Below are 13,130 nucleotides of genomic sequence, written 5' to 3'. Positions count from 1 at the left end.
TTTATATAACCAAACCAAAAGGACGATATTGAAAGCGACAGAAGCCCCTGTGGGAGCGGGTTCACCCGCGAATGCGGCAGCGGCTCCACCATCGCATTCGCGGGTAAACCCGCTCCCACAGGGTTTGCTGTAGGGTTTCAGGAGTTTTTCTGTGGCTCGCGGATCTTGTACCAGGCCACATACAACGCTGGCAGGAACAACAGTGTCAGCAGGGTCGCCACGATGATCCCACCAATCATGGCGTAGGCCATCGGCCCCCAGAACACCTCGCGAGCGATCGGGATCATGCCCAGGCTCGCCGCCGCCGCAGTCAACAGGATCGGCCGGCGTCGATGATTGGTGGCCTCCACCACTGCATCCCATGGCGACAAGCCCTGGGCCTCGAACTCGTCGATCTGGGTTACCAGGATCACCGAGTTACGAATGATGATGCCCGCCAGTGCAAGAATGCCGAGGATCGCCACGAAGCCCATCGGTGTGCCAGTGGGCACCAGCGCCAGCACTACGCCGATAAGCCCCAAGGGTGCCACGCTGACCACCAGGAACAGCTTCTGCACACTGTGCAGCTGAATCATCAGGAAGGTCGCCATCAGGAACAGCATCAGCGGGATCACCTTGCGGATCGGGCCTTGTGCCTTGGCGCTCTCCTCCACCGTACCGCCGGTAGCCACTTCGAAGCCCACCGGCAGCTTGCTGGCAAACTCGTCGATCTTCGGCTTCAGCTGGGCCACCAGGTCGGTGGGCTGGATGTCGCCATTGACCGAGGCCTTGATGGTGATGGTCGGCTTGCGGTCACGGCGCCACACCAGCGGCTGCTCCAGCTCGTAGCGCACGGTGGCAAACGACAGCAGCGGAATCGCGGTGCCGTTGGGGGTGAGGATCTGCAGGTTCTGCAGGGTATCCGGCGAGCCACGCTCGCTGTCCTGCGCACGGGCAACCACGTCGACCAGGTAGATGTTGTCATTGACCTGGGTGATCTGGACGCCGCTGACGATGCTGTTCATCACATTGGCCACGTCTTCCGACGACAGGCCCAGCTGGCGCGCCTTGTCCTGGGCAATTTCCACCCGCAGCACCTTACCTGGCTCGTTCCAGTCGTAGATCATCTCGCCAATGTGTTCGTTCTGGTCGAGCAAGGTGGCCAGCTCGATGGCATGCTTGCGTACCTCGTCGATATTGGCGCCGCTGACCCGGTACTGGATCGGCCGGCCCACCGGCGGGCCCATTTCCAACGACTGCACGTTGGTGCCGATGCCGACGAATTCCTCGTGCAGGATCTTCTGCAGGCGCGCCATCATGCCCTGGCGCTCTTCGAAGCCCTTGCTGACGATCACCAACTGCGCGTAATACGGGTTCTGCAGCTGCTGGTCGAGTGGCAGGTAGAAGCGGATCGCGCCCTGGCCGATGTAGGTGCTCCAATGCACCAGGTCCGGGTCGTCCTTGATCCGCGCCTCGAAGCGGTCAACCACCTTGCGGGTCTCTTCGATCGAGGCGTTCTGCGGCAGGTTGAGGTCGACGAGGATTTCCGGCCGGTCCGAGGATGGGAAGAACTGGTTCTGCACGAAGCGCTGGCAGAAGATCGCCAGGGCGAACAGCAGCACGGTGCCGATGATGGTCAGCCAGCGGTTGCGCATGCACCACAGCAAGCCGTGCTCGAAGGCCCGGCCGAGCCTTCCAGGCTCGGCATCATGTGCCTTGAGGTTGCTGCTGAGCATGTGCACGCCCAACACCGGGGCAAAGAACACCGCTACGATCCACGACACCAGCAGGGCCACGGCAATCACCGCGAACAGGGTGAAGGTATATTCGCCCGCCGAGCTGGCGTTGAGGCCAATGGGCACGAACCCGGCCACGGTGACCAAGGTGCCGGTGAGCATCGGGAACGCCGTCGAGGTGTAGGCGAAGGTCGCCGCCTGCTCCTTGCTCTCGCCCATTTCCAGCCGCGTGACCATGACCTCCACGGTGATCATCGCGTCGTCCACCAGCAGGCCCAGGGCAATGATCAGCGCACCCAGCGAAATACGCTGCATGGTGATGCCGCTGTATTCCATGAACACGAACACCATGGCCAGCACCAGCGGGATCGAACAGGCCACCACCAGGCCGGCGCGCACCCCAAGGCTGACAAAGCTCACCCCGAGCACGATCACCACCGCCTCGAACAGCGCGCTGGTGAAGCCGCCGACCGCCTGCTTGACCACCACGGCCTGGTCGGAAACGGTATGCACCCCGACGCCTATCGGCAAGTCCTCGATCACCCGGTCCATGCGTTTTTTCAGTGCTGCACCGAACACCTGGATGTTGCCCCCGGCTTTCATGCCGATAGCCAGGCCCAGCGCTGTCTGGCCGTTGTAGCGGAACATCGGCGAAGGTGGGTCGACGTAGCCGCGCTCGATGTCGGCGATGTCGGCAAGGCGGAAGAAGCGGTCGTTGATCTTCAGGTTGACGGTTTGCAGGTCCTTTTCCGAGGCGAACTGCCCGGTGGTGCGCACGGAAATGCGTTCGGGGCCCGCCTCGATCACCCCGGCCGGGGTCACTGCGTTCTGCGATTGCAGGGCTTGCATCACCTGGCGCTGGTCGATGCCCAGGGCTGCCAGCTTGCGGGTGGAGAAGTTCAGGTACAGCACTTCGTCCTGGGTGCCGATCAGCTCGATCTTGCCGATGTTAGGTACGTCACGCACTTCAGCCCGCGCCTGCTCCACGTAGTCGCGCAGCTGGCGCAGGGTCAGGCCGTCGGCGGTAAAGGCATAGATCGAGCCGAACACGTCGCCGAACTCGTCGTTGAACCCCGGGCCCTGGATGCCTGCCGGGAACTCGCCACGGATGTCCTGGATCTTCTTGCGCACCTGGTACCAGATTTCCGGGATGTCCTTGGCCTTGGTGGTATCGCGCAGGTACACGTAGACCGTGGACTCACCCGGGCGGGTGTAGCTTTTGGTGTAGTCGAGCGAGTCGAGTTCCTCGAGCTTCTTCTCGATGCGGTCGGTGACCTGGTACAGGGTCTCGTCCTGGGTCGCGCCCGGCCAGCGAGTCTGGATCACCATGGTCTTGATGGTGAACGACGGGTCTTCCTCACGGCCAAGGTTGAAGTAGGAGAAGATCCCCATCAACAGCGCAACGAACATCAGGTACCAGACGAACGATTGATGCTTGAGTGCCCAGTCGGACAGGTTGAAGCTTCCTTTCATTGCGCATCCTCGTCGAAGGTGACCTTCTGGCCAGGCTTGAGGCTGTTCACGCCCGCCGTCACCACCCGCTCACCGGGCTGTACACCGGAAGTCAGGACGATGCTCTGGTCGGTGCGGTCGATCAGGGCCACGTCGCGGGTGGCCACGGTTTTCTGTTGCGGGTCGATCACCCACACCTGGGTCTTGCCATCCCGTTCGAGCAAGGCGCTCAGGGGCAGCTCGCTGCGCGGCGTCACCGCCGAACTCAGGGTCACGCTGATGGCGGTGCCCAGGTGAAATGCCGCCGGCGTGCTGGCCAGGGTCAGGCGGGCGCGGCGGGTGCGGGTGGTGGCGTCGGCCTGGGGCTCCAGTTCGCGCAGGCTGGCCGTGGTGTTTATGGTCGGGTCGAGTTGCGAGGCAACGGTAAAGGTCAGGCCTTTGTTCAACTGCTCGGCCAGGCCAATCGGCAGGTCGATCACCGCTTCCTTCACGTCCGGCCGGGCCAGGGTCACCACGGCCTGGCCGGCGGTGACGGTTTGCCCGGCTTCGGCTTTCCAGTCGGTAATCACCGCGGCATGGTCGCTGCGCAGGGTGCTGTAGTCGAGCTGGTCACGGGCCTGGCTGACGGCCGCGCGCGCCTGTTCCAATGCGGCGCTGGTGGTTTTCAGGTTGGTCTGGGCAATGTCCAGCTGGGCCTGGGCACCAACGCCGCGGTCATACAGTTGCTGCTGGCGACGGGCATCGGCCTGGGCGTTGATCCACTGTGCCTGCACCTTGGCCAGGTCGCCTTCGGCGGCGCGCAACTGGTTCTGCTGGTCGGTGGGGTCGAGCGTGGCCAGGGTGTCTCCCGGCTTCACCTGGGCGCCCACATCCAGCCAGCGTCGGGCGATGCGCCCGGACACACGAAAACCCAGGGTACTTTCGAAACGCGCCTGGATAGAGCCAGCAAAGCGGCCCAGCTGCGATTGCACCTGCGGTTCGACCTTGACCGACAGCACCGGCCGAATCGGCTCCGGCGTTTCGTCCTCGCTGCTGCAGCCGAGCAACAGCATGCCGGCCGACAGCATCATCAGCAGGTGCCTCATAGCTCACCCCCCTTGGCCTGGGCATCGATCTTCTGTACCTGCATGCCGGGGTGCAGCAACTGCCCGCCATTGACCACCACGGTTTCGCCACCTTTCAGGCCGCTGGCGACCACAATCCTGCCGGTGAGGTAACGGCTGACTTCAACCTTGCGCAGTTCCACCTTGTCGCCCTCGCCCACCACCCACACCGCGGGTTCATGTAGAGCTTTGGTCAACGCGGACCAGGGCAGCTCGATGCTGGGCCGCCCCTCGGCATTGGTAGTGGCGGTTACCGGTGCGCCAAGCTGCATCGCCGCTGGCACGTCCCTGAGGCCGACCTTGACCTGAACCGTGCCGCTTTGCTCGGACACCGTCGGGGTGATTTCGCGGACAACGCCATGCGCCTTTACCTTGGGGTCGTCCAGCAGGCTGACGATCACCCCGGCATCGCTGGGCGGCGCCACCAGCAGCGACTCATAGACGTTGAACACGGCATCGCGGTCGCCGTCGCGGGCCAGGCTGAAGATCGGCATGGTCGCTTGCACTACCTGGCCAACCTCGGCCTGGCGCTCGGTGATTACACCATCGGCTTCGGACACCAGGGCGGTGTAGCTGAGTTGTTCATTGGCATCGGCCAATTGCGCCTGGGCGGCCTTGAGTGCGCTCTGGTCGCTGCGTAGGGCGGCCTCGGCAGCGTCGTATTCGCTCTGGCTGGTGTAGCCCTTGGGCAGCAGTTTTTGCTGGCGCACGAAGGCGGCGCTGCTCTGGGTGACCCGCGCCTGGGCAGCGAACACCTCGGCCTTGGCCGAGTCGACATTGTTCTGCAGGTCTTTCGGGTCCAGGCGCGCCAGCACCTGGTTGGCCTTGACATGGTCGCCGACATCGACGCTACGCGAGATGATCTTGCCACCGACACGGAACGACAGGTCGGTCTGTACGCGTGCCTGTACGTCGCCGGTCAGGGTGACCCTGGCGGCAAAGTCGGTCGGCTGAACCTGTTGCACGCCCACCCGGGGCAGTGTCTCGGGGACTTCTTCCTTGCTACAGCCCGTGAGCATGTACAACAGCCCCAGGCAAACGACCGACAGCGGACGCAACAACGTCATGCAGGCTCCTTGCTTGCGCACAAATGATTTGTGGGATGCGACTGTCAGCGTAGTTCAGGGTTCGATAAACAGCACTGACGAGGATCAGTTCGGCATTTTCAGCGCCTGTGCGGGCCTCTTCGCGGGCTTGCCCGCTCCCACAGGAAAAGCGCATGCCTTGAGACTTGCGCTGTACCTGTGGGAGCGGGCAAGCCCGCGAAAGGGCCGGCACAGCCAAGCACATGCTTCAGCCATATCCAGAAACCATCAGCCACCCGGCCACCCCGCTTCAGCCACTACTTTCAAAGGGAGGTTCAATTTCAAGGAAGATCACAATGCCGTTAGCCGAATCCCACCTGCTTCGCCGTGGGCGCTTTTCCGAGCCAGGCAGGCTCTACATGCTGACCACCAAAACACACCTGCGGCTGCCACTGTTCCATGACTTCGAGCACGCTCGCCTGGTGGTCAAACACCTGCGGGTGTCAGATGACATTCAGGATTGCCGGTCGTTGGCCTGGGTAGTAATGCCTGACCATCTGCATTGGCTGATCGAACCTGAAAGAAGTGGCATTGGGAACACTGATGCGCAAATTCAAATCACGCACTGCCATTGCATTGCGCAAGGCAGGTGTCAGGCACAACCCGATATGGCAACCGGGTTACCACGACCATGCGCTGCGGCGGGAGGAAAGTGTGGTGCATGTAACCCGATACATTGTTGCCAATCCGTTGAGGGCTGGATTAGTCAAGAGTGTCAGGGACTATCCACACTGGGATGCAGTCTGGCTTTGAATCGGTGTCGGGGCCTTCGCGGGCTTGCCCGCTCCCACAGGGATTATCACAAGCCTGAAGGTTGTGAAGTCCCTGTGGGAGCGGGCGAGCCCGCGAAAGGCCGGGTCAGGCCGAAGCCGTAACCTGCGCCGGGCGCTTGACCTGTGGCTGCGAAGCATTCGCCGCAGCGCCCTCTTCGATCGCCTGCTGAATCGCCTTGCGGCGACGCTCTTCGGCCTGGCGGCTGAAGTACCAGACCAGGAAGGTCACCAGCGACACCGACAGCAGGATCAGGCTGGCCACGGCGTTGATCTCCGGTTTCACACCCAGGCGCACCGCCGAGAACACTTCCATAGGCAAGGTGGTCGACCCCGGGCCGGACACGAAGCTGGCCAGTACCAGGTCATCCAGCGACAGCGCGAACGACATCATGCCGCCCGCCGCCAGCGATGGCGCGATCATCGGGATGGTGATCAGGAAGAACACCTTCCACGGCTTGGCACCCAGGTCCATCGCCGCTTCTTCAATCGACAGGTCCAGCTCACGCAGGCGCGCCGACACCACTACCGCCACATACGCCGCACAGAACGTGGTGTGGGCGATCCAGATGGTGACGATGCCGCGCTCCTGCGGCCAGCCGATCATCTGCGCCATGGCCACGAACAGCAGCAGCAGCGACAGACCGGTGATCACCTCGGGCATCACCAGCGGTGCGGTGACCAGGCCGCCGAACAACGTGCGGCCCTTGAAGCGGGTGACCCGGGTCAGCACGAATGCCGCCAGGGTACCCAGCGCCACCGCAGCCACCGCCGTGTAGCAGGCGATTTCCAGCGAGCGCATCACCGAACCCATCAGCTGGGTGTTGTCGAGCAGGCCGACGTACCACTTCACCGACCAGCCGCCCCACACGGTTACCAGCTTGGAGGCGTTGAACGAGTAGATCACCAGGATCAGCATCGGCAGGTAGATGAACAGCAAGCCGAGCACCAGCATCAGCTTGGAGAAACTGAAGCGCTTCATGCCCTGCCCTCCATTTCTTTGGCCTGGCTGCGGTTGAACAGCAGGATCGGCACGATCAGGATCGCCAGCATCACCACCGCCAGCGCGGACGCCACCGGCCAGTCACGGTTGTTGAAGAATTCCTGCCACAGCACCTTGCCGATCATCAGGGTTTCCGGGCCGCCAAGCAGTTCCGGAATCACGAACTCGCCCACCACCGGGATGAACACCAGCATGCAACCGGCGATGATGCCGTTCTTCGACAACGGCACGGTGATCTTCCAGAAGCTGTTGAAGGTGCTCGAACCCAGGTCGGAAGCGGCTTCGAGCAAGCTCGGGTCGTGCTTCACCAGGTTGGCGAACAGCGGCAGGATCATGAACGGCAGGTACGAGTAGACCACGCCGATGTAGACCGCCAGGTTGGTGTTGAGGATCTGCAGCGGCTGGTCGATCAGCCCGGTCCACAGCAGGAAGCCGTTGAGCAGGCCGTTATTGCTGAGGATGCCCATCCAGGCGTAGACGCGGATCAGGATCGCGGTCCAGGTCGGCATCATGATCAGCAACAGCAGGACCGTCTGGGTTTCCTTCCTGGCATTGGCAATGGCATAGGCCATCGGGTAGCCGATCAACAGGCACAGCAGGGTGCTGAAGAAGGCCATCTTCAGCGAACCCAGGTAGGCCGAAATGTACAGCTCGTCTTCGGTCAGCAGGCCATAGTTGGCCAGGTTGAGCACGAGCTGGACCTTGTCCTCGACGTAGCTGTAGATCTCGGTGTAGGGCGGGATCGCCACGTCGGCTTCGGCGAAGCTGATCTTCAGGACGATGAAGAACGGCAGCATGAAGAACAGGAACAGCCAGATGAACGGCACGCCGATCACCAGGTGCCGCCCCTCCGGGATGATGCGCTGGAAGGCTCGCTTGAGCTTGCGAGGTTTCATGACCGCAGTACCACGCCGCTGTCGTCTTCCCACCACACATATACTTCATCGCCCCAGGTCGGCCGGGTGCCCTGGCGCTCGGTGTTGGCCACGAACGACTGGACGATCTTGCCGCTCGGCAGCTCGACGTAGAACACCGAGTGGCCACCGAGGTAGGCGATGTCGTGCACCTTGCCGCGCGACCAGTTGTGCTCGCAGGTCGGTTGCTGGGTGGTGACCAGCATCTTTTCCGGGCGCAGGGCGTAGGTGATGTGCTTGTCTTCCACCGAGGTGGTAATGCCGTGGCCCACGTAGATCTTGCGCTCAAGCTCGGGGCTGGCAATGATCGCGTGGCCTTCGGCGTCGTCGACCACTTCACCGTCGAACAGGTTGACGCTGCCGATGAACTCGCACACCAGGCGGCTGGTAGGGGTCTCGTAGATGTCCACCGGCGAGCCGATCTGGGCGATCCAGCCCAGGTGCATGATGGCGATGCGCTGGGCCATGGTCATGGCCTCTTCCTGGTCGTGGGTCACCATCACGCAGGTCACGCCCACGCGCTCGATGATTTCCACCAGCTCCAGTTGCATCTGCGAACGCAGCTTCTTGTCCAGCGCGCCCATCGGCTCGTCGAGCAGCAGCAGCTTGGGACGCTTGGCCAGCGAGCGGGCCAGGGCCACGCGCTGGCGCTGGCCACCGGACAACTGGTGCGGCTTGCGCTTGGCATACTGGGTCATGTGCACCAGCTTGAGCATCTCGGCCACGCGGGCATCGATCTCGGCCTTGGGCATCTTGTCCTGCTGCAGGCCGAAGGCGATGTTCTGCGCCACGGTCATGTGCGGGAACAGCGCATAGGACTGGAACATCATGTTGATCGGCCGCTCGTAGGGCGGCATGTCGGTGATGTCGACGCCATCGAGGAAAATCCGCCCTTCGGTCGGGCGCTCGAAACCGGCCAGCATGCGCAGCAAGGTGGACTTGCCGGAACCGGAGCCACCCAGCAGGGCAAAGATCTCACCCTTGCGGATTTCCAGGGACACATCGTCCACGGCTACCGTTTCGTCGAATTTTTTCGTGACCCGGTCGATCTTGACCAGCACCTGCTTGGGTTGCTGGCCACCCTCGAGGGCTTTTTTATAGGCACCGGAGGCAACTGCCATGAGTGAAACTCCCAACAAGATTTTTGTGCCCGCGTGGCCTGCTGTGCAGGTGCCGCCACGGGCCTGGATTTTTACTTGCCCGACTTGACCTTGGTCCAGCTACGGGTCATCAGCCGTTGCACCTTGGGTGGCAACTCTGCATTCACGAACATCTTGTCCAGCACTTCCTGCGGTGGGTAAACCGCGGCGTCAGTCCTCACGGCCTGGTCCATCAGGTCGCCAGCCTTGGGGTTCGGGTTGGCGTAACCGACGTAATCACTGACCTGGGCGATAACCTCAGGCTTCAGCAAATAGTTGATGAAGGCGTGCGCCTCTTTGACATTCCTGGCGTCCTTGGGGATCGCCAGCACGTCGAACCAGAGGTTGCCGCCTTCCTTGGGAATCGCGTAGGCCAGGTTCACACCCTTTTTCGCTTCTTCAGCGCGGGTCCTGGCCTGGAACACATCACCCGAGAAACCTGCCGCGACGCAGATGTCGCCGTTGGCCAGGTCGGTGATGTACTTGGACGAGTGGAAATAGGTCACGTACGGGCGTACCGCCAGCAACTTCTTCTCGGCGGCCTGGTAGTCCTTGGCGTTGCTGCTGTTAGGATCCAGCCCCATGTAGTTGAGCACCGCCGGCAGCATCTCGTCCGCCGAGTCGAGGAAGGCCACGCCGCACTTGGAGAGCTTCTTCATGTTCTCCGGTTCGAACAGCACGGCCCAGGAGTCGATGGTGTCCACGCCCAGCGCGGCCTTCACCTTGTCGACGTTGTAACCGATGCCGTTGGTGCCCCACAGGTATGGCACCGCGTACTGATTGCCCGGGTCATTCTTTTCCAGGCGTTTCATCAACGCCGGGTCGAGGTTGGCGTAATTGGGCAGCAGGCTCTTGTCGAGCTTCTGGAACGCGCCCGCCTTGATCTGCTTGCCGAGGAAATGATTGGACGGCACCACCACGTCATAGCCGGTGTTGCCGGCCAGCAGCTTGCCTTCCAGGGTTTCGTTGGAATCGAATACGTCTTGCACGGGCTTGATGCCCGTTGCCTTCTCGAAGTCCGCGAGGGTGGTCGGGCCGATGTAGTCGGACCAGTTGTAGAAGTGCACCGTAGGCGCCGCTTGGACGCTGCATGCCAGCGTCAGGCCCGCACCAGCCATCAAGGCCTTGCGGAATACAGAAATGGACAAGTGGGTGCTCCTTTACAATCAGTGGCCGGGTAGCGACAGTGCTGCCGCACACGCAAAACCGGCGCGCAACTTACCTTCGCAGCTTCGATGCCGCAATCATCAATTGCCTTTTACTGGCTCTGGGCCGGGTATCCCGGCCCAGAGGTGCTGCACCGGGCTTACTTGCCCGACTTGATCTTGGTCCAGCTACGGGTGATGTCACGCTGGGCCTTGGCTTCAGGAGCAGCGATGGCATACAGCTGTTTCTTCACTTCAGCTGGCGGATAGATGCTTGGATCGCTGGTGATTTCCTTGTCCACGAATTGGGTGGCGGCAGCGTTGCCGTTCGGGAAGCGCACAGCGTTGGTGATCTCGGCCATGATTTCCGGCTGCATCAGGAAGTTCATGAACTGGTAGGCAGCGTCTTTATGCTCGGCATCCTTGGGGATGGCGACCATGTCGTAGAAGGTACCGGCACCCTCTTTCGGAATCACGTACTCAACCTTGACCTTGTCGCCGGCCTCGTGAGCACGGGCCTTGGACTGTTCCAGGTCACCCGAGTAACCGACGGCTACGCAGATGTTGCCGTTGGCCATGTCGCCAATGTACTTGGATGAGTGGAAGTAGGTGATCGAAGGACGAATCTTGAGGAACAGTTCCTCGGCGGCCTTCAGGTCTTCCTTCTTGGTGCTGTCGGTCGGCTTGCCCAGGTAGTGCAGCGCAGCCGGGAGCATTTCGGTCGGCGCGTCGAGGAAGCTCACGCCGCAGCTCTTGAGCTTGGCGATGTTCTCAGGCTTGAACACCACATCCCACGAATCGATCTTGTCCACGCCCAGCGCAGCCTTGACCTTCTCCGGGTTGTAGCCGATGCCGATCGAACCCCACATGTACGGGAAGGCGTGCTTGTTGTCCTTGTCGCTGGCATCGCCAACGGCCTTGAGCAGGTCCGGGTCGAGGTTCTTCCAGTTCGGCAGCTTGGAGCGGTCCAGTTCCTGGTATACGCCAGCCTTGATCTGCTTGGCCAGGAAGTTGTTGGACGGCACCACGATGTCGTAACCCGACTTGCCGGCCAGCAGCTTGGCCTCGAGGGTTTCGTTGCTGTCGAACACGTCGTACTTGACCTTGATACCGGTCTGCTTCTCGAACTTGGCGATGGTGTCCGGCGCGATATAGTCCGACCAGTTGTAGACGTTCAACACCTTGTCTTCAGCCTGAACAGCGGTGGCCATGGCACCCATCAGGGCTGCGGCCAGCAACGTCTTGCCCATTTTATTCATGCGTAATGCTCCGGAATTTTTATTTAGCCATCTGTTCAGTAGCCAGGACCTACGGTGCAGAGCGCGCGGCGACTGAAACAGCCGCTAGTCTGGCAAGGTACAAGGCTCTGTTTCAACAAAAGCAGGGCCTTGTAACCACTTAATGTCACACCGCTAGCCTAGCAAACGCCTAGCGAATCGCCTCCAGCGTCAAGTCGAGGCATTTGCGCGCCTTTTCCACCAGCTCATTGATCTCGGCGTGGCTGATGACCAGCGGTGGTGCGATGATCATGGTGTCACCCACCGCACGCATGATCAGGCCGTTTTCAAAACAGAACGTGCGGCAGATCATGCCTACGCCCTTGCCTTCATGACGACTACGGGTGGCCTTGTCCTTGACCAGCTCGATCGCGCCGAGCAAGCCCAGGCCGCGCACTTCGCCCACCAGCGGGTGGTCCTGCAGCTCACGCAGACGCTTTTGCAAATACGGTGCCGCTTCGCTGCGCGCCTTCTCGACGATGTGCTCGTCGCGCAGGATGCGCAGGTTTTCCAGGCCCACTGCAGCGGCCACCGGGTGTCCGGAGTAGGTGAAACCGTGGTTGAAGTCGCCACCTTCGCTCAACACCTGGGCCACCTTGTCACGGACGATCACACCGCCCATGGGGATGTAACCGGAAGTCAGGCCCTTGGCGATGGTCATCAGGTCCGGCTTGAGGTCGTAGTAGTCGGAGCCGAACCACTCGCCGGTACGGCCGAAGCCGCAGATCACTTCGTCGGCGACGAACAGGATGTCGTACTTGGCCAGGATCTCCTTCACCTTCGGCCAGTAAGTGTCCGGCGGGATGATCACGCCGCCGGCGCCCTGGATCGGCTCGGCGATGAAGGCAGCGACGTTGTCTTCGCCAACTTCGAGGATTTTCTTCTCCAGCTGCTCGGCCGCCCACACGCCGAACTGGTCCGGGGTCATGTCGCCGCCTTCGCCGAACCAGTACGGCTGCGGAATATGCACGATGCCGGGAATCGGCAGGCCGCCCTGCTCGTGCATGCCGCTCATGCCACCCAGGCTGGCACCGGCCACGGTGGAGCCGTGGTAGCCGTTGATACGGCCGATGATGGTCTGCTTCTGCGGCTTGCCTTTCAGGGCCCAGTAGTGGCGGACCATGCGCAGCACGGTGTCGTTGCCTTCGGAGCCGGAGCCGGTGAAGAACACATGGGTCATGCCTGCCGGCGCCACGTCGGTGATCGCCTTGGCCAGCTCCAGCGCCGGCGGGTGGGCGGTCTGGAAGAACAGGTTGTAGTACGGCAGCTCGCGCATCTGCTTTTCTGCTGCCTGCACCAGTTCTTCACGGCCATAGCCCACCGCCACGCACCACAGGCCAGCCATGCCGTCGAGAATCTCGTGCCCCTCGCTGTCCCACAAATGCACACCCTGCGCCTTGGTGATGATGCGCGGCCCCTTCTCCTTCAACTGCTTGTAATCAGAAAAGGGTGCCAGGTGGTGCTCGCCGCTCAGGTTCTGCCATTCACGGGTTTGCGGGTTGTTGACGCTCATGTGCCTCTCCAGTA

General features: G+C 61.9%; 9 protein-coding genes and 1 pseudogene. 1 reads left to right on the top strand and 9 read right to left on the bottom strand.

Annotated elements, in window-relative coordinates; all coding sequences use genetic code 11:
- Positions 1-137: 137 nt before the first annotated feature.
- From QSV36_RS17250 to QSV36_RS17240, 3 genes are read right to left on the bottom strand one after another with little or no spacing between them, the layout of a single operon-like run.
- Entirely contained in the window at positions 138-3,188 is a 3,051-nt protein-coding gene (locus QSV36_RS17250) for an efflux RND transporter permease subunit (protein WP_289133487.1), read from the bottom strand.
- Positions 3,185-4,252, bottom strand: coding sequence for an efflux RND transporter periplasmic adaptor subunit (locus QSV36_RS17245; protein WP_289133486.1), 1,068 nt, complete (start codon positions 4,250-4,252; stop codon positions 3,185-3,187). Before QSV36_RS17245 ends, QSV36_RS17250 begins: the two co-directional genes overlap by 4 nt.
- Complete coding sequence (locus tag QSV36_RS17240) at positions 4,249-5,337, bottom strand: efflux RND transporter periplasmic adaptor subunit (protein WP_289133485.1); 1,089 nt, start codon at positions 5,335-5,337, stop codon at positions 4,249-4,251. The genes QSV36_RS17245 and QSV36_RS17240 overlap by 4 nt, the downstream gene beginning before the upstream one ends.
- 314 nt (positions 5,338-5,651) lie before the next feature.
- On the opposite strand from QSV36_RS17240, the pseudogene QSV36_RS17235 reads away from it, so the two are divergent.
- A pseudogene (locus QSV36_RS17235) lies at positions 5,652-6,108 on the top strand (REP-associated tyrosine transposase).
- Between the two features lie 105 nt (positions 6,109-6,213).
- Here the strand turns inward: QSV36_RS17235 and QSV36_RS17230 are convergent.
- The 6 genes from QSV36_RS17230 to QSV36_RS17205 all read right to left on the bottom strand — a co-directional run bounded on the left by QSV36_RS17230 (position 6,214) and on the right by QSV36_RS17205 (position 13,116).
- Positions 6,214-7,107: an ABC transporter permease subunit gene (locus tag QSV36_RS17230; protein ID WP_289133484.1), complete on the bottom strand. Its 894-nt coding sequence runs from the start codon at positions 7,105-7,107 to the stop codon at positions 6,214-6,216.
- Positions 7,104-7,985 (bottom strand): ABC transporter permease subunit, encoded by an 882-nt coding sequence (locus QSV36_RS17225; RefSeq protein WP_225780768.1) that lies wholly within the window; start codon positions 7,983-7,985, stop codon positions 7,104-7,106. Before QSV36_RS17225 ends, QSV36_RS17230 begins: the two co-directional genes overlap by 4 nt.
- 35 nt (positions 7,986-8,020) lie before the next feature.
- Positions 8,021-9,163, bottom strand: a complete 1,143-nt coding sequence (gene potA / locus QSV36_RS17220; protein ID WP_186672017.1) for a polyamine ABC transporter ATP-binding protein — start codon at positions 9,161-9,163, stop codon at positions 8,021-8,023.
- Positions 9,164-9,234: 71 nt separating this feature from the next.
- On the bottom strand, positions 9,235-10,329 hold the full coding sequence (locus QSV36_RS17215; RefSeq protein ID WP_289133483.1) for a polyamine ABC transporter substrate-binding protein: 1,095 nt from the start codon (positions 10,327-10,329) through the stop codon (positions 9,235-9,237).
- Positions 10,330-10,487: 158 nt separating this feature from the next.
- On the bottom strand, positions 10,488-11,585 hold the full coding sequence (locus tag QSV36_RS17210) for a polyamine ABC transporter substrate-binding protein (protein WP_289133482.1): 1,098 nt from the start codon (positions 11,583-11,585) through the stop codon (positions 10,488-10,490).
- A gap of 169 nt (positions 11,586-11,754) precedes the next feature.
- On the bottom strand, positions 11,755-13,116 hold the full coding sequence (locus QSV36_RS17205; RefSeq protein ID WP_289133481.1) for an aspartate aminotransferase family protein: 1,362 nt from the start codon (positions 13,114-13,116) through the stop codon (positions 11,755-11,757).
- Positions 13,117-13,130 lie beyond the last annotated feature (14 nt).

The sequence above is a fragment of the Pseudomonas sp. BCRC 81390 genome (assembly GCF_030341915.1).
GTDB lineage: Bacteria > Pseudomonadota > Gammaproteobacteria > Pseudomonadales > Pseudomonadaceae > Aquipseudomonas.
Note: the sequence above shows the minus strand (reverse complement) of the source record. Positions and strands in the feature narration are given on the sequence as shown.